This is a genomic window from Kitasatospora sp. GAS1066B (assembly GCF_041262605.1).
Classification (GTDB): domain Bacteria; phylum Actinomycetota; class Actinomycetes; order Streptomycetales; family Streptomycetaceae; genus Kitasatospora.
This window is the reverse complement of sequence record NZ_JBGCCO010000003.1, coordinates 223,184-242,346: the sequence shown is the minus strand read 5'-3', so window position 1 is coordinate 242,346 and position 19,163 is coordinate 223,184. Positions and strand designations below refer to the sequence as shown.

14 protein-coding genes are annotated in these 19,163 nt (G+C 71.6%); 1 reads left to right on the top strand and 13 read right to left on the bottom strand.

Translation table 11 applies throughout. From position 1 onward, the window contains the following. The 8 genes from ABH937_RS04485 to ABH937_RS04450 form a co-directional block, all read right to left on the bottom strand. Entirely contained in the window at positions 1 to 1,341 is a 1,341-nt protein-coding gene (locus ABH937_RS04485) for an MFS transporter (protein WP_280691662.1), read from the bottom strand. Beyond that, entirely contained in the window at positions 1,338 to 2,174 is an 837-nt protein-coding gene (locus tag ABH937_RS04480) for an alpha/beta fold hydrolase (protein WP_280691661.1), read from the bottom strand. Before ABH937_RS04480 ends, ABH937_RS04485 begins: the two co-directional genes overlap by 4 nt. After that, positions 2,167 to 5,370: an amino acid adenylation domain-containing protein gene (locus tag ABH937_RS04475; protein ID WP_280691660.1), complete on the bottom strand. Its 3,204-nt coding sequence runs from the start codon at positions 5,368 to 5,370 to the stop codon at positions 2,167 to 2,169. Before ABH937_RS04475 ends, ABH937_RS04480 begins: the two co-directional genes overlap by 8 nt. Before the next feature lie 2 nt (positions 5,371 to 5,372). Next, positions 5,373 to 6,488, bottom strand: coding sequence for a pyridoxal phosphate-dependent aminotransferase (locus ABH937_RS04470; protein WP_370217290.1), 1,116 nt, complete (start codon positions 6,486 to 6,488; stop codon positions 5,373 to 5,375). Next, positions 6,485 to 7,426, bottom strand: coding sequence for a diaminopimelate epimerase (gene dapF, locus ABH937_RS04465; RefSeq protein ID WP_280691658.1), 942 nt, complete (start codon positions 7,424 to 7,426; stop codon positions 6,485 to 6,487). Before dapF ends, ABH937_RS04470 begins: the two co-directional genes overlap by 4 nt. Positions 7,427 to 7,531: 105 nt before the next feature. Beyond that, positions 7,532 to 8,248: a 2OG-Fe dioxygenase family protein gene (locus tag ABH937_RS04460; RefSeq protein ID WP_370146679.1), complete on the bottom strand. Its 717-nt coding sequence runs from the start codon at positions 8,246 to 8,248 to the stop codon at positions 7,532 to 7,534. 34 nt (positions 8,249 to 8,282) lie between these two features. After that, positions 8,283 to 9,302, bottom strand: a complete 1,020-nt coding sequence (locus tag ABH937_RS04455; RefSeq protein ID WP_370217288.1) for an iron-containing redox enzyme family protein — start codon at positions 9,300 to 9,302, stop codon at positions 8,283 to 8,285. Positions 9,303 to 9,436: 134 nt separating this feature from the next. Further along, complete coding sequence (locus tag ABH937_RS04450; protein ID WP_370217287.1) at positions 9,437 to 9,643, bottom strand: hypothetical protein; 207 nt, start codon at positions 9,641 to 9,643, stop codon at positions 9,437 to 9,439. 262 nt (positions 9,644 to 9,905) lie between these two features. Between ABH937_RS04450 and ABH937_RS04445 the strand changes: the two genes are divergently transcribed. Next, the gene (locus tag ABH937_RS04445) at positions 9,906 to 10,835 is read left to right on the top strand and encodes a helix-turn-helix transcriptional regulator (RefSeq protein WP_280691654.1); all 930 of its coding nucleotides are present in this window, start codon (positions 9,906 to 9,908) and stop codon (positions 10,833 to 10,835) included. 127 nt (positions 10,836 to 10,962) lie between these two features. On the opposite strand, the gene ABH937_RS04440 is transcribed toward ABH937_RS04445, so the two are convergent. The 5 genes from ABH937_RS04440 to ABH937_RS04420 all read right to left on the bottom strand — a co-directional run bounded on the left by ABH937_RS04440 (position 10,963) and on the right by ABH937_RS04420 (position 19,122). After that, positions 10,963 to 11,571 carry a flavodoxin family protein gene (locus tag ABH937_RS04440; protein WP_280691653.1) on the bottom strand — a complete coding sequence of 203 codons (609 nt, stop codon included), beginning with the start codon at positions 11,569 to 11,571 and terminating at the stop codon, positions 10,963 to 10,965. After that, complete coding sequence (locus ABH937_RS04435; RefSeq protein ID WP_280691652.1) at positions 11,564 to 12,367, bottom strand: 4'-phosphopantetheinyl transferase superfamily protein; 804 nt, start codon at positions 12,365 to 12,367, stop codon at positions 11,564 to 11,566. Before ABH937_RS04435 ends, ABH937_RS04440 begins: the two co-directional genes overlap by 8 nt. Before the next feature lie 4 nt (positions 12,368 to 12,371). After that, positions 12,372 to 15,038, bottom strand: coding sequence for an alanine--tRNA ligase (gene alaS, locus ABH937_RS04430; RefSeq protein WP_370217285.1), 2,667 nt, complete (start codon positions 15,036 to 15,038; stop codon positions 12,372 to 12,374). A 161-nt stretch (positions 15,039 to 15,199) separates the two neighbouring features. After that, on the bottom strand, positions 15,200 to 17,773 hold the full coding sequence (gene pepN / locus ABH937_RS04425; RefSeq protein ID WP_370217284.1) for an aminopeptidase N: 2,574 nt from the start codon (positions 17,771 to 17,773) through the stop codon (positions 15,200 to 15,202). Beyond that, complete coding sequence (locus tag ABH937_RS04420) at positions 17,758 to 19,122, bottom strand: hypothetical protein (protein ID WP_370217282.1); 1,365 nt, start codon at positions 19,120 to 19,122, stop codon at positions 17,758 to 17,760. Before ABH937_RS04420 ends, pepN begins: the two co-directional genes overlap by 16 nt. Between the last annotated feature and the right edge of the window lie 41 nt (positions 19,123 to 19,163).

The window sequence follows — 19,163 nt, the reverse complement described above, 5'->3', positions numbered from 1 at the left end:
TCAAGCACCTCCGACGGCCGCACCCTCCTCGGCCGAGGGCGGCATCTCCCGCAGCTTACCCACCGGCGAGAGGATGATCGGGACCAGCATCACGGCGGCGGCCACCCCGGCGACCCAGAGCGCGGCGTGCAGCCCCATCAGCCCGGCCAGCAGCCCGCCGACCGGGCCGCCCAGCGCACCGCCGCCGTAGAGCAGCATCCGCATGCCGGCGGTCATCCGGCCCATCAGCTTGTGCGGGGTGATGGTCTGACGCAGGCTCACGATCAGCACGTTCGAGACGCTGCTGCCGAAGTACTCGACGAAGAAGGAGACCACGAAGAGCGAGATCAGCAGCCAGCGCGGCCCGCCCGCGGCGGGAACCAGCAGCGGGCCGAGGAAGATCACCGACACCGAGGCCCGGTAGACGGTGCCCACCGAGAACCGGCGCACCACCACCGCGGAGAACATGGCGCCGAGCAGGCCGCCGACCGCCGCCGCGCCCATGATGAACCCCACGGCGGCCGGCGGCAGGTGCTTCTCGCGGACCGCGTAGAGCAGGAAGAGCGTCTGCACCATGGTGAGGAAGAAGTTGCAGGAGCAGCCGACCAGCCCCATGGCCCGCAGCCAGGTGTTCCCGAAGACCCAGCGCAGCCCCTCGGCCACCTCGGTGCGCAGCCGCCGCTTGGTCTCCGGTGCCGCCGGCTTGGGCTCCGGCGTGCGGATGATCAGCAGCGAGACGACCGACAGCGCGTAGGAGAAGGCGTTGGCGGCCATCGCGGCGGGTGCCGACAGGGCGCTCACCAGCACACCGGCAAGGCCCGGGCCGGCGATGTCGGAGGAGGCCGAGGTGGCGTTCAGCTTGGTGTTGGCCTCCATCAGGTACCGGCGGTCCTTCACCAGCACCGGCACGTACGACATCCAGCTGACGTCGAACAGCACCGTCGCCACCCCGATGCCGACCGCGATCAGGTACAGCAGCGACAGCCGCAGCGTCCCGGTGTAGTGCAGGATCGGCACCAGGCTGATCAGCGCCATCCGGACCAGGTTGGCACCCAGCATCACCGGCCGCTTGCGGACCCGGTCCACCCAGACGCCGAAGAGCAGCGCGAGGGCGAGGAAGGGCACCAGCTGGGCGAAGCGCAGCAGCCCCAGCTGCTCGGGGCCCACGTTGAAGACCAGCACCGCGGTGAGCGGCAGCGCCAGCGTGGTGATCTGCGTGCCGTACAGGGAGAGGGTCTCCCCCGTCCAGAAGGTGACGAAGTCCCGGTTGCGCCAGAGCGCGCCCGCCGGCGGCGGTGCCGCGGCGAGTTCCGGCACCTCCTCCACCGCCTCCTGCGCGGCGTCGTCCACCTTGTCCGTCACACCGTGCCTCCTTCCTCGGGTTCGGCGCGGGCCGCGCGCAGGGCGGCCGCGACGACGGCGCTCAGCGCCGCCAGGCCCTCCCCCGTCCACATCGAGTGGTGGTCGCCGGGCACGGTGTGCTCCTCGACCCGGGTGGCCAGCGGGCCCCACCGCGTCTCGGCCGGGTCCGACTCGGCCGCCATGACCGAGATCAGCGTGCCCTGGTGGACGGCCTCGATCCGATGCCGCATCAGCAGCGAGACGTGCGCCTCGAAGAGCGTGAAGCGCTCTTCGAGGAACTCCGCGTCCAGCTCCTCGGGGAACTGCCCGGACCGCTCGGCGGCGGCGAACCACTCCACCAGCGGGGAGTCGTCGCCCAGTCCTGCGAGAGCCGCGTCCAACTCCGGCGTGCGGCCCGCGGTGAGCCCGAGCAGGTCCCGCAGGAAGTGCGGGAGCATCGAGCTCAGCGGCCAGGACTCGATCGGCTCGGGCACCGGGGAGTCGACCAGCACCAGCACCGGCACCCGCTCGCCGGCGGCGGTCAGCCGGCGGGCCATCTCGTAGGCCACCACCCCGCCCAGCGACCAGCCGAGCAGGTGGTAGGGGCCGTGCGGCCGGGCGGCACGCAGCGAGGCCACGTGCCGCTCGGCCAACTCCGCCATGTCGGCGGCCGGTTCCCCGATCCCGTCGAAGCCCGGGGCCTCGAACCCGAACACCGGCTGGTCCGCCCCCAGCGTCCGGGTCAGCACCGAGTAGCCGTACGGCGAGCCCGAGACCGGGTGCACGCAGTACAGCGGCGGCAGGCTGCCCGGCTCGGACAGCGGGACGAGTGTGCTCTCCTGACCGTCAGCCACCGGACTTGGCCGTCTCCCGCTTCTTCGCCAGCAGCTCCTCGACCGCCGCGGCGACCCCGCCGACCGTGGCATTGCCGTACAGCGTGCGGACGTTGACCTTGACCCCGAACCGCTTGTTGAGCCGGCTGACGGCCCGCATCGCCTGCAGCGAGTTGCCGCCGAGCGCGAAGAAGCTGTCGGTCGAACCGACCCGCTCCGCGCTGAGCACGGCGGCGAAGACCTCCGCCACCTGCTCCTCGGTGGGCGTGCCGGGGGCCACGTAGCTGTCTCCACCGGCCAGGTTGACCGGGGCCGGCAGGGCCGCCCGGTTGATCTTCCGGGCCGGGGTCAGCGGGAACTCCGCCAGCTCGACGTAGGCCGTCGGCACCATGTACTCGGGCATCGTGCGGCCCAGGTGGGCGCGCAGCTCGTCCACCGTCGGCGACACCTCGCCGAGCACGGTGTAGTAGGCGACCAGCTGCTTCTCGCCGCCGTCCTCGCGCAGCAGCACGATCGCCATCCGCACCCGCGGGTGGGCGACCAGCCCGGACTCGATCTCGCCGAGCTCGATCCGCAGGCCGCGCAGCTTCACCTGGTGGTCGAGCCGCCCGATGAAGTCGATCTGCAGGTCGGGGGTCCAGCGCACCAGGTCGCCGGTGCGGTAGACCCGGCCCTCGCCCAGGAAGGGGTCGGGGGTGAACTTCTCGTCGGTCAGCTCGGGCAGGTTCAGGTAGCCGCGGGCCAGGCCCTCGTCGCCGCCGATCAGCAGCTCGCCGGGGACCCCGATCGGGACCAGGTTGTTCGCCTTGTCGACCACGTAGTGCAGGCGGCTGAACTCCGGGCGTCCGATCGGCGGCGAGGACTGCCACTCGATCCGCTCGCAGAGGTACTCGGTGGTCGCCACCGACGCCTCGGTGGGGCCGTACAGGTTGACGAACTTGCGACCCGGCAGGTTCCACTTGGTGACCAGCTCGCCGGGCAGCGCCTCCGCGCCGCCCATCACGTACTTGAGGTGCGGGTAGGGCTCGGCCTCCACCAGCGAGAGGATCGCGGGCGACAGACCGGCGTAGGTGACCCGCTGATCGCGCATCAGGGCCGCCAGCGACTCCGGCGAGGAGGCGTCCTCGGGGGCCACCAGCACCATGGCGGCGCCGCTGATCAGGCCGGCGAAGATCTCGCCCTGCGACATGTCGAAGGTCAGCGCGGGCAGCTGCAGCAGGCGGTCCTCCGAGGTCCACTCGCCGAAGGTGCGGCGGTAGGCCTCGACGAACATCCGCAGGCCGCGCTGCTCGATCATGACGCCCTTGGGCATCCCGGTGGAGCCGGAGGTGTAGAGGATGTAGACCAGCGACTCGCGGTCGGCCCACTCCTCCAGCGGCTCGGTATCGGCTGCGGCTTCGATGGCCGCCCACTCGGTGTCGATCAGCACGGTGCCCCAGCCGCTGGACTCGGGCAGCTCGGCGACCGCCGTGGAGCGGGTGATCACCAGCGGGGCCTGGGTGTCGCGCAGCATGTGGTCCAGGCGGGCGTTGGGGTGCGCCGGATCCATGATCGTGTAGGCGGCGCCGGAGAACATCACGCCCAGGATCGCCACCAGGGCGTCCAGGTCGCGGTCCATCGCGATGGCGACCACCTGCTCGTGCTTGACGCCCAGCGAGCGCAGGTGGCGGGCCAGCAGCCCGGCCCGCCGGACCAGCTCGCCGTACGTCATCTCCACCCCGCGGCAGACCGCCGCCACCAGCTCGGGCCGCTCGGCGGCGATCCGGGCGATGGTGGCGTGCACCGGCTCGGTGGGGTAGTCGAAGTCCTCGCCGCGGCCGACCGCCAGCAGCCGCGCGCGCTCCGCCTCGGTGAGCAACGGGAGCCGGGAGATCGGCAGTTCCGGGTCGGCCACGGCCGCCGCGAGCAGCGTGCCGAGCTGGTCGGTGAGGCCCTCGACGCGCCAGCGGTCGAACAGGTCGGTGGCGAACTCCACGGTCAGCCGCAGCCGTTCGGCGCCCTCGACGAAGGTGAACGACAGGTCGAAGCGGGACCGGGTACCGGCCACCGGGACGATCTCCGACTCCAGGCCCTCCAGGTCGAAGCCGAAGCCCGAGGTGCTCTCGCCCAGGACCTGCGTGGCGATCTGGAAGAGCGGGTTGCGGCCCGGCTCGCGGACCGGCTGGACCCGGTCGACCACCTGGTCGAACGGGACGTTCTGGTTGTCGTAGGTGTCCAGGTTCGCCTCGGCGAGCCGGTCGACCAGCTCCGCGAAGGTGGGATCGCCGGACAGGTCGGTGCGCAGCACCGTCATGTTGATGAACAGCCCGACGACGTCCTCGAGTTCCTCCTCGGGGCGGCCGAGCATCGGCATGCCCAGCGGGATGTCCTCCTCGCCGGTGTAGCGGCCGATCACCACGTTCAGGGCCGCGGTGAGCACCATGAAGAGCGAGACGCCCCGCTCGTGGGCCAGTTCACGGGCCTTCACCAGCAGGTCCAGCGGGAAGTCGACCTGGAAGGTCTCGCCGTCCTGGGTCGGCTGGGCCGCCCGCACCCGGTCGGCCGGCAGCTCCAGCACCGGCAGGCCGGCCAGCCGCTCCGCCCAGAAGTCCAGCTCCTGCGCCCACTCGCCGTCGGCGCGCTGCTGGTGCTGCTGCGCGATGTGGTCGGCATAGGTCGCGCGGGCCGGCGGCAGCTCGGGGGTCCGCCCGGCCCGCAGGTCACGGTAGGCCTGGGCGAGCTCCCGGCTGATCACCCCGCCCGACCAGCCGTCCGTGATGATGTGGTGGTAGCTGCAGCAGAGCACGTGGTGGTCGGCGGCCAGCCGGAACAGCTGGAACCGGTACATCGGCCCGGTCGCCAGGTCGAAGGGCAGGTCGGCCTCGATCCGCAGGGCCTCGTCCAGCGCCTCCTCCCGGGCCTGCGGCGCCGAGCCGGACAGATCCACGACGGGAAGCCGCACCGGCGTGTGCGGTGCGACCACCTGGTGCGGCACCCCGTCCCTCGCGTGGAAGCTCACCCGCAGCATGTCGTGCCGCTCGACCAGCAGATCGAGCGCCCCGCGGATCGCGTCCTCGTCCAGCGGACCGCGCAGCCGGTAGGCGCTGGTCACGTTGTAGGTGGTCTCGCCGGGGGACATCTCGTTCAGGAACCACAACTGCTCCTGGCCGGAGGAGAGTCGCAACTCGGACCCGGCCGTCGCAGGCTCCACTGCCGTCGCCTCGTCAGCGCGCGCCATGGCTACACCACTCCATTCGAAACATCGTTCAGTAGTTGATCAGCGGCCGCGGTCGCCGCGGTGGCGGGCCGCAGGACGCGTTCGGTGCGCCGCAGGCCTTCGGCGACCACGGCGGACTCCCGGGCGAAGCAGACCCGGAAGCCGTCGTGGGCCCCCAGGGTCTCGCCGGGAATCAGCAGGACGCCGGCGTCCAACGCCCGCCGGCACATCTCCAGAGGTGCCTCGCCCGTCCGCAGCCAGAGCCAGGCGAACGGGGTGTCCTCGGGCTCCACCAGCTCGACCGCGTCGGCGTTGCGCCGGGCGAAGTCACGCACCAGCTCGAGCCCGGCCCCGGTCACCTCGCGGTAGGTGCCCACGTACCGCTCGCGGTCGCGCAGCACCTCGCAGGCGAGCGTCTCGCAGAGCACCGAGTTGGCGATGGTGGAGAAGAACTTGCGGCGCATGCAGGCTTCGACGAACTCCGGCGAGCCGTAGAGCCAGCCGACCCGCAGCCCCGGGAAGCCGTACACCTTCGACAGGCTCGACACCGACACCACCCGGTCGCTACGCAGCGCCGGCGAGCCCGCCAGGTCCAGCCGGTACTCCTCGTCCAGCAGCAGGTGGGCGCCGGTGCGCTCGGCCAGCTCCAGCAGGACGCCGAGGTCGGCTTCCGCGATCCGCCGACCGGTCGGGTTGCAGGGGGAGTTGACCACGATCAGCCGCAGGTCGGGCCCGGCGCAGGCGAGGGCGGCCTCGATGTCGAAGGACAGGTCGGGCCGGTAGCCGACGGCGTCGACCCGGCAGCCCAGGTCGGCCGGGATGTCCCAGGACTGCTGCCAGCCCGGGCGGAAGGTGATCACCTGCGCGCCGGGGGTCAGCAGCGTGGCGTACACCAGGTAGAGCGCCTGCTGGGCGCCCTGGGTGATCAGGACCGAGTCGGCGGTGCCGCCGTAGAGGCCGGCCACCGCCTCGCGCAGGGCGAGGATGCCGCGGTCGTGTCCGTAGTCGAGGCTCAGCTCGTCGGGGACGGTCAGCTCGCGCATCGTCCAGGGGCGCATGTTGCTGCCGCCGAGGTCGATGTCGAAGCGTCCGGCGGCGTCCTGGAACACCCAGCGCTGCATGGGGTATCCGGCGGTCATACCGTCGCTCCCGCAGGCTGGTCGGTGGCGACAGCGGCAGCAGGGGCCCGGCCGTGCGCGCGCAGCCGGGCGGCCAGGGCGGGTGCGAAGAACCCCTTCGCCACCTGCTCGGCGCCGCCCGTCATGGTGATCCCGCCGTCCTCGGCGATGCTGATGTCGATGCTGCCGCCGGGCATCAGGACCTCGACCCGGCGGTCCACCAGGCCCAGGCGCGCGGCGACCGCGGCCGCCGCGCAGGCGCTGCTGCCGGAGGCGAGGGTGTAGCCGGCGCCGCGCTCGTAGACCTCGATCCGCACCGTGGCGCGGTCCAGCACCTGCATGAACTGCACGTTGGTGGCCTGCGGGAAGCGCTGGTGACGCGCGATCAGCGGGCCCAGGCGCCGGGCCAGGTCGGCGTCGACCTCGGGCAGCGGGACCACGGTGTGCGGGTTGCCGTTGTTCAGCGAGGTGACGGTGAACCGCTCCTCGCCCACGGTGAGCGGGACGGAGACCGCCAGGCCGGCCGGCGCGCCGCCGTCCTCGGCCAGCAGCGGGACGTCGGCGGCGGCGAAGCCGGGCTGTCCCATGGCGACCTGGACCACCCCGGCGGCCAGGTCCAGGATCCGCACGGCGACCTCGCCGGACTCGGTCAGGACGGTGAACTCCTCTTCGGTGAAGTGGGGTTGACCGTCTTCCTCAGCAAGATACAGCGCGAACAGCCGCAGCCCGTTGCCGCTGCGGCCGCAGACGCTGCCGTCCGAGTTGAACATGCGCAGCCGCACCGGGACACCGGGACGCGGCTGCTCCAGCGGGCCGAACAGCACGCCGTCGGCGCCGACGCCGAAGTGGCGGTCGCAGAGCAGCCGGACCGCGTCGGGAGAGGGGGTGAAGTCACTGTGCCGGGGGTCGATCACCAGATAGTCGTTGCCCAGCGCTTGGTACTTGGCGAAGTCGGTCATGGCCCCGTCTCTTGTGGTGTCCGGTCGATGGCCTGCGGGTGCGGCCCGTTCCCCCGCGGATCGCGCGGGGGAACGGGCCCGGCACCTCTCTCCTGGAGCGGTGGCTCAGCTCTCCTGGTCGGTCAGCGCCGCCTCGTCGTGCTCGTCGCCGTACCACTTCTCGGCCCAGCGGGAGAAGGCGATGATCACGATGTCGCGGTGGCCCGGCCGGCCGTCCGCCGACAGCACGTCGGTCACGTCGTGCGCCAGCCCGCGGTCGTCCAGCAGCACGGCCTGCCCCGGCTCCAACGTGCCGGTCCAGAAGGGCGCTTCGTCGCCCTCGTGCCACAGCCGGGTCATCCCGCCGGCCACGTTCTCCTTGTTCAGCACGGCGATCATGACGAACTCGTGGCCGTCGTGGTGGACGCCCTCGGGGGTGAGCGGCCCGGGCTTGCCGCCGTCCGCCTTGGTCCGGTTCTGGTGGACGTTGATCTGCCAGGCCTCGGAGCGGTCGAGCCCGAGCTCCTTGACGCCGAAGGCGATCAGCGGGGTGAAGTCCACCTTGATCGGCTCGTAGACGCGGCGGATGCCGCCGCCCACCGAGTTGAACTTCTTGAACGTGGTGTAGTCGCGGTGGGCGAGGCGCTCGAACGTCCAGTCCGCCGCCCCGGCCGGCTCGAGCTTGTACTGTGAGAAACGCTTGAAACGGGTGCCGTTGCCCATGTACTCGTCGACCGGGCAGTCGTCATAGCTCGGAAGAAGGTCCGGCTCGATCTCCGGCAGGTCGATGACGGTGAATCCCTGGCTACCGAGGGGCATGGTGATGCCTTTCATGATGCTCATGCTGCGAACGAGGACGGTGTCCCATGACGGGAGATCAGGCGGCGATCATCGGCATGCGCTCGTCGAGGTAGGCCGCGGAGGCGTTCAGGCGCCAGAGGATGCCGCGCGCGATGGCGCGGCGCATCTGCTCGGACTCCGCGGCCGGCAGCACCACGTTGTGGAACCAGCCCTGGGCGTGCTGGGAGTCGATGGTGATGTGCAGCTTGTGGTAGGTGATGCCGACCTCGGGCAGCCCCAGCCGCTCCCAGGCGTGCACCACCTGCACGAAGCGGTCGGGAGCCATCCACTCGGTCATGCCGAGGTAGCCGACCGCCTCCGGGTACAGGGTGCGGTACCGGCAGAGCATGACCGCCAGGTTGCCGTTGAGCAGCGAGTTGGCCGTCAGCGCGCTCTCCAGCTCGCTGTCGGGGATGTCGAAGACCTCGAAGATCTTGTTGAACAGGTGGGTGTGGACCTGCTCGTGGTCCCCGTTGCCCATCTCGTCCCAGAAGTTGGCGGCGATCTCCATCTTCGCCGCGCCGGCGGTGCCGACCTGCATCATCGCGAGCAGGTCGTCGAACCGGCCGTCCACCACCGACTCCTGCATCACGTAGTTGCGCAGGTCGTCGGTGGTCGCCTGGTTGCGGACGAACTCGTGGTAGTAGGGGTGCTTGTAGACCCGGTGCTCGCGGGCCAGCTGCTTGAGCCAGGACAGGTAGGCGCGGGGCTCGGCAGGGGCCTGGTCGATCAGGCCGGGCTCGATCAGCCGGTCCTGGGCCTCGGCCGTGGCGGCCTCCAGCAGCCGGGTGATCTCATGGATGGCCGAGGAGCCCTCGGCGGTGGGCTGGTCGGTCAACTGCGTGTGCATCCGGTAGATCCGGTCCAGCAGGAACTGCTGTGCGTACAGGGCCGCCCCGTCGTTCTTCGCCGCGGCCGCGTTGATGGCGGTCACCTGGTCGAGGATCCGCAGGCGCTCGGCGCCGGTGAGCGCGGCGTCCACCGTCTCGGGCGCGGAACGGAGCCATCCGGTGATCTCGTCGACGACGGACCGCAGGTCGGAGTCCGACGCTGTCAAGGATGCAGAGTGTCCGGTGATGGGCGTAGCAGACATAGAAGACCCCCTGAGCAATTGAAAAGCAACTGTGCGTCAGCGCGATCGGCGCTTGATGACTTTCAGTGACATTCGTTGTGGGGCGCCCTGATCGGGGCTCAGCCCCAGCCGGTGTCGCCGGCCGGTGCGCCCGTGGTTGGGGCGCTCTGACCGGCCATCAGTGCGGAGTCCTGCCGCACCGTCCGCACGGTGCGCGGGACCGATCCGGCGGCGGTCGGGCCCGCCATCGATGCGGCAGCGCCCTGGAAGGCGAAGGCCGTCAGGGCCACGGTGGCCAGCAAGGGAAAGAGTTGACGTTTCGTCATGACGCGAACTTCCGGAGAGGTGAGTGGCTCTACGCGGGACGGCACGCTGTCCCCCCGTCACCTCAAACATTTCATCCAGACAGTGGCAGGTCAGCAGCTACCGGGGATCATGTTCCTGGCAGGCGGGATTCAGAAGGGTGAACCAACTATGGGAAAGCTGGACATAGGTGACGAACTCCTGTCTACACTCGGTGCACCGGTCTTGACTGAGGATGCCGTTCGTATCTATCGGTACGCGGCCCGTCACGATCAGTTCCGATCGGTGGACCTCACCGACGCGTTGGAGCTCCCACCGGCGGCGGCGGACGAGGCGGTGGCGCTGCTGGTTCGACTGCGGCTGCTCCAACCGGCCGTCGACGGCGAGGGCTGGGTCTGTGTGGCCCCCGACTCCGCGGCCGCCCGCCTGCTGGCCCCGGCGGAGCAGGAGGCGCACCGGCGGCAACTCGCCCTCGAGGAGGTGCGCAGCACCCTGCGGGGCCTGGCGCCCGTCTACGCCTCCGCCACCCGGGGCGGCCGGCGCGGCTCGCTGGAGCTCATCACCGATGTGCACGCCGTCCGCGAGTTGCTCACCGAGCTGGCCGCCTGCTGCGAACACGAGGTGCTGACCTCACAGCCGGGCGGCGGCCGCCCGATCGACCACCTGGAGGACGCCGTCACCCGCGACGAGGACATGCTGCGCCGCGGCGTCGGCATGCGCTCGATCTACCAGCACTCCGCCCGCTACAACCCGCCCGCCGTCGCCTACGCCGAACGCGTCGCCGCGCTGGGCGGTCAGGTCCGCACCCATGGCGACGGCCTCGTCCGGATGATCATCTTCGACCGGACCACCGGGATCATGGGAGTGCGCCAGTCCTCCGGCGCCGCCCTGGTGGTGCGCGACCCCGATGTGGTCGCCTTCATGATCGCCGCGTTCGACCGCGCCTGGCTGGCCTCCCTCGACTTCCCGACCGGCTACGCGCGCGAGGAGGCCAAGGCCGTCTCCAGGGACATCAAGCACGTGATCACCAAGCTGCTGGCCGAGGGTTTCGACGACAAGAGCATCGCCCGCCGGATCGGCGTCTCGGAGCGCACCTGCCAGCGCCACATCTCCGAGATCATGACCCAACTGGGCGCCGCCTCCCGCTTCCAGGCAGGCTTCCTGCTGCGCGGCGGACTGCCCGACGGCGACGACCCGCAGCCCCGGAGGTCCTGACCGGTGTGCCCTGCTGACCAGACGTCGAGCAGCGGCCTCCGCGCCGCACGACCTGCCAAGGTCGTACGCGACCAGAACGCGGCTGACGGCGCGTCGAAGACGCACCGTCAGCGTGATCGGGTGGAGCTCAGCTGTGCTGGAGCGGGCGGTCCGCGAGTCGCTCCGCCAAGCCGAAGAACGACCCCGCCTTCTCCAGCGCCTCGGCATCGGTGAGGATCTGGCCGGGAGAGTTGGCGTAGCCGAGCAGCGAGCCACCCCACCGCATCGCCATGTAGTCGGCGCTGTTGCGCAGCGTCCCGAGCAGCGGGTCGGCCACGCTCTGGTCGTCGGTCGCGAGCGCGCTGATCGCCCACATCGTCTTGCCGCCCATCCGGGGCTTGAAGTCCAGGCCCGCCACGCGCATCCACCCCGACCAGTGGTCCAGGTAGAGCTTGGTGCTGGCCGAGACGCTGTACCAGTAGAGCGGCGAGGCGATCACCAGGTCGGTGGCGGCCAGGGTGGCGTCGAGCAGCACCCGGGCCTCGTCGACCGGGTCCGGATAGATGCCTTCGCCGTCGTGCCGGCGGTCCTCGAAGGCCGGGAGCGCCAGGTCGCTCAGGCGCAGCCACTGCTGCTGCACGTCCGCCGGCAGGCCCGCCGCCGCGCGGCGCGCGAGCGTCTCGGTGTTGCCACCCTGGCGGGCGCTGCCCAGCAGGAAGAGGAACTTCCGGTCACCGGGCTCGGTTGCTTCAAGCATGCTCTGACATCTCCTCATGGTCGGCGCTATGAGTTGGAAGGCCGAGGCCCACCGGGGTGTTCCCGCTCGTGCCGTCGTACCAGTTCACGGGGCCCGCGCAGCTCTCCGGCCGGGCGATCGCCGCCAGCGCGGACCCGGCCGGCGGCAGGTCCTGCACCAGCCAGCCGCCCGGTGCGCGCAGGGCGTCGCGCAGCAGTTCGACCCGCACCACGGTGGGCCCGCGCGATGGCACCAGCACCTGGTGCGGCGCGGTGGCGCGCGGCAGGCCCGCCGCCTTCATGACCGCCTGCTTGCGGGTCCAGGCCCGCACGAAGGCCGCGTCGCGCGCGCCGCCGGACAGCGTCCGCACCTGCCGCTGCTCCTCCGGTGCCAGACACCGGTCGATGAGTCCCTCGGTGTCGAACCCGCGGACGTGTTCGACGTCCACCCCGATCGGGTCGTCGACCGCCAGCCCGAGCACCCACAGATCCTCGGACCGGGCGACGCTCAGGCAGACGCGCGGCTGCGACGTCTCCACCACGAGCTGCGGGTAGCTGCCGCTGTCCCGCGCCGCGGACCGGCCGGCGCCCAGCCGGATCTCGCCGGGGCCGGTGTCCAGGTAGCCGGCCAGCACCCTGCGGACCGCGGCCCAGGCGGCGACGTAACGGCGCCGGTCCTCGGGGCTGAAGAACCTGGTACATCGGCTCCGCTCGGTGTCGGAGAGCAACGTCAGGTCCTGGACCGGATCGGACGAACTCCCGTCGCCGAGCCAGACATGCGCCGCACCCCGCAGCGGCAGGGGGTAGCCGCTCAGCACGCGATCAGCCGTTCCCGTGCACGCTGTGGCGCACGGCGGCGATGGCGGCGTCCACGGCGCGGGCGTCGGTGCCGCCGCCCTGGGCCACGTCGTCCTTGCCGCCACCGCCACCGCCGAGCGTCTTGGCGGCGGTGCGGACCAGTTCACCGGCCTTGACGCCGCGCGCGCGGGCCTCCTCGTTGGTGGCGATCACGGTCAGCGGACGGTCGTTCACCACCGTGAAGGCCGCGACCACGGCCGGACGCGAGCCCAACCGGTTGCGCACATCCAGGACCAGCTTGCGCAGCTCGTCCGCGCCGACACCGTCGGCGACCCGGGCCGCGACCAGCGCCACACCCCGCACGTCCTCGGCCGAGTCGGCCAGACCCGCCGCTGCGGCCAGCACCTTCTCCGCGCGGAACCGCTCGATCTCCTTCTCGGCGTCCTTCAGCTTGCCGAGCATCGCGGAGATCTTCTCCGGCAGCTCCTCCGGACGGCCCTTGACCAGCTCGGTCAGCTGCGCCACCACCGTGTGCTCGCGGGCCAGGAACTTGTAGGCGTCCACGCCGACCAGCGCCTCCACCCGACGCACCCCCGAGCCGATCGAGGACTCGCCGAGCAGCTTCACCAGACCCAGCTGGGCGGTGTTGCCGACATGCGTGCCACCGCACAGCTCCTTGGAGAAGTCGCCGATGGTCACCACCCGCACCGAGTCGCCGTACTTCTCGCCGAACATCGCGATCGCACCCTGCTTGCGGGCCTGATCCATCGTCATCACCTCGGCCGTGACGTCGAGTTCACGCGTCAGCACCTCGTTGATCCGCTGCTCGACATCCACCAGCACGCTGCCGGGCACCGCGGCGGGCGAGCCGAAGTCGAACCGGAACCGGCCCGGCGCGTTCTCCGAGCCGGCCTGCGCGGCCGTGGGACCCAACGCGTCACGCAGCGCCTGGTGGGTCAGGTGGGTGGCGCTGTGCGCACGGGAGACGGCCCGACGGCGCTCCAGGTCGAGCCGCGCGTAGGCGTGGGCGCCGACCACCACCTCGCCCACCAGCACCGAGCCCTTGTGCACGATCACCCCGGGCACCGGCTGCTGCACGTCGCGGATCTCCACCACGGCACCGGAGTCGAGCCGGATCCGGCCGTGGTCGGCGAGCTGGCCACCGCCCTCGGCGTAGAACGGGGTGCGGTCCAGGACCAGTTCGACCTCGTCGCCCTCCTGCGCGGCCGGCGCCGGCACGCCGTCGACCAGCAGGCCCACCACGGTGGCCTCGCCCTCGGTGGCGCTGTAGCCGGTGAAGACGCAGGCGCCGGAGCGGTCGGCCACCGCGCGGTAGGCGGAGACGTCGGCGTGGCCCAACTTCTTGGCCCGGGCGTCCGCCTTGGCGCGGTCGCGCTGCTCCTGCATCAGCCGGCGGAAGCCGTCCTCGTCCACCGCGAGGCCCTGTTCGGCGGCCATCTCCAGGGTGAGGTCGATCGGGAAGCCGTAGGTGTCGTGCAGTTGGAAGGCCTTGGCACCGGCGAGCACCGTGGCGCCGCCCGACCTGGTCTCGGCGACGGCCGTGTCCAGGATGGCGGTGCCGCTGCGCAGGGTCTGCAGGAACGACGCCTCCTCGGCGACGATCACCGTCTCGATCCGCTGCCGCTCCGCGAAGAGCTCCGGATACTGCGGGCCCATCGCCTCGATGGTCACCTCGGTCAGCGACCGGGCGACCGGCTCGGTGGCGCCCAGCAGGCGCATGTTGCGGATCGCGCGGCGCAGGATCCGGCGCAGCACGTAGCCGCGGCCCTCGTTGCCCGGGGTCACGCCGTCGGCGACCAGCATCACCGAGGTGCGGATGTGGTCGGCGACCACGCGCAACGAGACGTCGCTCTTCTCGCCGGCGCCGTAGCGGTGGCCGGTCAGCTCGGCGGCCCGGCCCAGGATCAGCCGGCTGGTGTCGATCTCGAAGAGGTTGTCGACGCCTTGCAGGATGGTGGCCAGGCGCTCCAGGCCCAGGCCGGTGTCGATGTTGCGGGCGGGCAGGTCGCCGAGGATCTCGAAGTCGTCCTTGCCGGTGCCGGCGCCGCGCTCGTACTGCATGAAGACCAGGTTCCAGATCTCCATGTACCGCTCGCCGTTGACGGCCGGACCGCCCTCCTCGCCGTAGGCGGGGCCGCGATCGTAGTTGATCTCCGAGCACGGGCCGCACGGTCCCGGCACGCCCATCGACCAGAAGTTGTCGGCCTTGCCCAGGCGTTGGATCCGCTCGGCCGGCACGCCCACGACCTCGCGCCAGATCTGCTCGGCCTCGTCGTCGTCCTGGTAGACGGTGATCCAGAGCTTCTCCGGCTCCAGGCCGTAGCCGCCGTCGGCCACCGAGGAGGTCAGCAGCTCCCAGGCGAGCTTGATGGCCCCTTCCTTGAAGTAGTCGCCGAAGGAGAAGTTGCCGCACATCTGGAAGAACGTGCCGTGCCGGGTGGTCTTGCCGACCTCCTCGATGTCCGGCGTCCGCACGCACTTCTGCACGCTGGTGGCCGTGCTGAAGGCAGGCTTGACCTCGCCCAGGAAGTACGGCTTGAACGGCACCATGCCCGCGTTGACCAGCAGCAGGGTGGGGTCGTCGGCGACCAGGGACGCCGACGGGACGACGGTGTGTCCGCGCTCCTCGTAGAAGCGCAGCCAGCGGCGGCGGATCTCTGCCGACTCCATCAGTGGTTCCTCCAGATGAACAAGGTCGCGGGTGTCACTAGGGCCTCTACGGCGGATCTTTTCGGATCGGCGCGCGGGCCACAGGCCTTCGGCCCGAAGGTGCCCTTTCGGGCCGAAGGCCGGGGGGAGCCGCTGGCCCGGAAAGATCCGCCACACACGCCCTAGGGCGTGGCCACGGCGTCACGGCGCCGAGCCCGGATCGCCCGCGCCATCTCGTCGCGCCCCTCGGCGAGCAGGCGGCGCAGGGCCGCGGGCAGGTCCGCGCGGGCGAGGCAGGCGTCCGCCGAGGCCAGGGTCGACTCGCCGATCGCTCCCGAGGGGAACGCGTCCCGGGCGAAGCGCTGGGCCATGCCGCCGGCCCAGTCGGACCAGACCTGGGCGATCTCGGCGAAGTAGCGGTCGGCGAAGGGCACCAGCAGGTCCCGGTGGTCGGGCTCGGCGAAGCCTTCGAGGGTGGCCCGCAGCAGGCTGTTGGGCAGTGCGCCGGAGCGGATCCGCTGCCAGGCCGCCTCCTTGGCGTCGGCGGTCGGGATCGCCGCGGTGCAGACGACCGCGTGGCGCTCGCCGGCCGCCGAGCCGTCGGCGCGCAGCTCCGCGTCGATCTCGGCGGCTCCGGCGGCCCCGCACGCGACCAGCCGGCGGAGCACCGCCCAGCGCAGGTCGGCGTCGACCGTCAGGCCCTCGGGCCGCCAGGTGCCGTCCAGGATGCCGCGGAGCACGGCGAGCTGCGCGGGCGCCACGGCCACCCCCAGGAGCGCCTGTAGGTGGACCAGTTGCAGGTCGGAGCCCGGCTCGGCCGTCTCCAGCAGCTGGTGGGCCGCGGCCGCGAGCGTCTGCCGGCCGATCGGCTGCCAGTGCGGCGCCGCGTAGTCGTGCACGGCCTTGCGCGCCTGGTCGACGAGGGTCTGCGCGAGCGTCGCGTCGGTGACCGAGCGCAGGCCCGACACGACGAGGCGGACGTAGTCGCGGGCCGGCAGTTCGCCGTCACGGGTCATGTCCCAGGCGATCGTCCAGGCCTGTGCCGCGGCCAGCGGATCACGGATCTCGCCGAGGTGGCCGAGGAGGGTCGCCAGCGACCGCTCGTCGAGCCGGACCTTGGCGTAGGTCAGGTCGTCGTCGTTGAGCAGCGCCAGGTCCGGACGCGGCTCGCCGACCAGTTCGGGCACCTCGGTGCGGGCCCCGACGACGTCGAGCACGACACGGCGCCGCCGCACGATGCCGCCGGGCCCGCGGTCGTAGAGGCCGATCGCCATCCGGTGCGCGCGGAGCACCGGTTGCTCCTCGGGGGCCTCCTGCACGACGGTGCAGCCGGTGACCCGGCCGGCCTCGTCGTACGCCCACTCGGCCCGCAGGGTGTTGACGCCGGAGGTCTCCAGCCACTGCTTCGACCAGGCGGCGAGATCGCGCCCCGAGGTCTCCTCCAGCGCGGCCAGCAGGTCGGCCAGCGTCGTGTTCCCCCAGGCATGGCGGCGTACGTACCGCCCGATCCCCGCCAGGAAGTTGTCCCGACCGACGTAGGAGACCAGCTGCTTGAGCACCGAGGCGCCCTTGAGATAGGTGATCCCGTCGAAGTTGACCTCGGTGGCCGCGATGTCGGGGATGTCCGCGGCGATCGGATGCGTCGAGGGCAACTGGTCCTGCCGGTACGCCTCCGCCTTGCGCAGGTTGGCGAACGTCGTCCAGGCGCCGGTCCACTCGGTGGCCTCGGTCTGGGCGAGCACGCCCGCGTAGGTGGCGAACGACTCGTTGAGCCACAGGTCGTCCCACCACCGCATGGTCACCAGGTCGCCGAACCACATGTGCGCCATCTCGTGCAGCAGGGTCTCGGCCCGCCGTTCGCGCAGCGCCGCGGTGGCGCGCGAGCGGAAGACGTACTTCTCGTTGACCGTGACGCACGCGGCGTTCTCCATCGCGCCGACGTTGAACTCGGGTGCGAAGACCTGGTCGTACTTGGCGAACGGGTAGGGGGTGCCGAAGACGTCGTGGAAGAAGTCGAAGCCACGCTTGGTGATGTCGAAGAGGACGTCGGCGTCGAGGTGCTCGGCCAGCGAGGCGCGGCAGAGCAGCCGCAGCGGGAACTCCCGTCCGTCCTGCGCCCGGTAGTGGTCCCGGGCGACCGCGTACGGGCCCGCCACCAGCGCCAGGGCGTAGCTCGGTAGCGGCTCGGTGGGCGGGAAGTGCCAGGTCGTGGCGGACCCGGCGGACTGCGCCGGCCGGTCGGGGGCCGCGTTGGAGAGCACCTCCCAGCCGGTGGGCGCGATCACGGTCAGCTCGAACTTCGCCTTGAGGTCGGGCTGGTCGAAGCAGGCGAAGACGCGCTGCGCGTCGGCGGTCGCGAACTGGCTGTAGAGGTAGACCCGGTCGTCGACGGGGTCGACGAAGCGGTGCAGACCCTCGCCGGTGCGCGAGTAGCGGCAGTCGGCCTCGACGCGCAGCTCGTTGCGGGCGGCGAGGCCCGGCAGCGCGATCCGGCCCGGCTGCACAGTGCCCGGCTGCGTGGTGCCCTGTTGCGCAGTGCCCGCCAGCCGCTCCCCGTTGAGGACGACGTCGTGGACGTCGGCGCCGGCGAGTTCGATGAAGGTGCCCGCCCCCGGCTCCGCGCAGGCGAAGCGCACGGTGGTGGTGGAGCGGAAGCTGTCCGGGCCCCGGGTCAGGTCGATCAGGACCTGGTACGAGTCGACGGAGAGGATCGCCGCGCGCTCCCGTGCCTCACCCTGGGTCAGATTGCCTGCCACGCCGCGTCCTTCGTGGCGGTCGCCGACCCGGCCCGGTCCGCCGGAGCCGGATCGGGGGTGTGGAACACGGTCGTCGTGCGGAAGGTCCCGGCGCGCACGACGCCGGCGGAGTCCTCCAGTGCGCGGACGTAGGACCCGGCGTAGCCGGAGGGGAGCAGGAACAGGCCCCAGGTCGCGGTCCACTCGCTGAGCTCACCGGTGTCGGGGTCGACGACCGTCTCGGGGCGGGCGCCGACCCGGCGCTGGACGATGAAGCCCGCGTCGACGGAGGCGTCGAGCGTCTCCTGCCACTCCCGGTCGGTGCTCTCCCAGCCGGCCACGATGCCCGCGCCGCCGTAGTCGGCGCGCGGCTTGAGGATCAGCTCGTCGCGGTACTGGCGGCAGTGGTCGACCAACTCGGGCGTCAGCATCCGGGTCCAGGGCAGGATCCGGTCGACCAGTGCCGTCTCGGCGTCCGACAGGCCCGCGCGCACCCGTGGGTCCGACATCAGCGCCATGGCGCCCTTGTTGCCGAACAGCGCGCTCTGCGGTGTGGTCCACAGGACGACGCGGCCCTCCTCGTGGGCGCGCAGGACCGGTTCGAGGTCGCGCGCCCCGTCCGGGTCGTCCACGATCTCGTTGGGGGTGAAGTACCGCAGCACCACGTCGATCCGGCGGCCGTGCAGGTGCAGGCGACCGTCGACCTCCTCGAGCTGCCCGATCTCGCCGACGACCAGGTCGATGCCGGCGCGGGCCATCATCTCCGCGAAGGAGCGGGCCAGGTGGTTGGTGCCGGTCAGGCCGCCGTTGTGCTCGACGTAGGCGACGACCGGCTCGGCGCCGTCGGTCAGCGGGAGTGCCACCTCGCGCAGCGTCTGGGCCAGCCGTTCGCCGGTGTGGACGTAGCCGAGGCCCTGCTCGTCGGCGAAGTCGCGGAAGGCCGGCACCTCCAGCAGCGTGCGGGCGAGTTCGGCGCGGTCCGTCCCGCCGAGCGTGCTGCCGACGTTCAGCTCGAAGAGCTTGAACGACTCGCCGTCGTGGCTGAGGTCGGCGCGCCCGTAGAGCGCGGGCCGGTCGGCCAGCCGGCGCATGACGGCCGCCCGGGGCCGGTCGATGCCCAGCGCCTCGCAGTAGCGGCCCAGGTCGCCGTCGAAGAGGCGCTGCGGGATCGAGAACAGCAGCTCGAAGAAGACGGCGAGGTCGTCGGCGAAGGAGCGGATCTCGGTCTCGGGGACGAAGAACGGCCGCGGCAGCAGGACCTTGCCGAAGGCGTTGGCGAACGCCTCGGGGAGCTTCGCGTCCCGCACCGCGTCCAGCAGGCCGCGGTCGCCCGCCAGGGTCCGTCGCAGGTAGGTCTCGTTGACAGTCACGGGAGTTCAGTCCTGTCCGTAGGGGTTGTCGTTGCGCCTCG

What these genes read in the sequence shown, in the direction of transcription:
- dapF (WP_280691658.1), bottom strand. Translation starts at nt 7,426, where the DNA reads ATGACCGACTTCGCCAAGTACCAAGCGCTGGGCAACGACTATCTGGTG.
- ABH937_RS04470 (WP_370217290.1), bottom strand. Translation starts at nt 6,488, where the DNA reads ATGACCGCCGGATACCCCATGCAGCGCTGGGTGTTCCAGGACGCCGCC.
- ABH937_RS04450 (WP_370217287.1), bottom strand. Translation starts at nt 9,643, where the DNA reads ATGACGAAACGTCAACTCTTTCCCTTGCTGGCCACCGTGGCCCTGACG.
- ABH937_RS04475 (WP_280691660.1), bottom strand. Translation starts at nt 5,370, where the DNA reads ATGGCGCGCGCTGACGAGGCGACGGCAGTGGAGCCTGCGACGGCCGGG.
- ABH937_RS04460 (WP_370146679.1), bottom strand. Translation starts at nt 8,248, where the DNA reads ATGAGCATCATGAAAGGCATCACCATGCCCCTCGGTAGCCAGGGATTC.
- alaS (WP_370217285.1), bottom strand. Translation starts at nt 15,038, where the DNA reads ATGGAGTCGGCAGAGATCCGCCGCCGCTGGCTGCGCTTCTACGAGGAG.
- ABH937_RS04440 (WP_280691653.1), bottom strand. Translation starts at nt 11,571, where the DNA reads ATGCTTGAAGCAACCGAGCCCGGTGACCGGAAGTTCCTCTTCCTGCTG.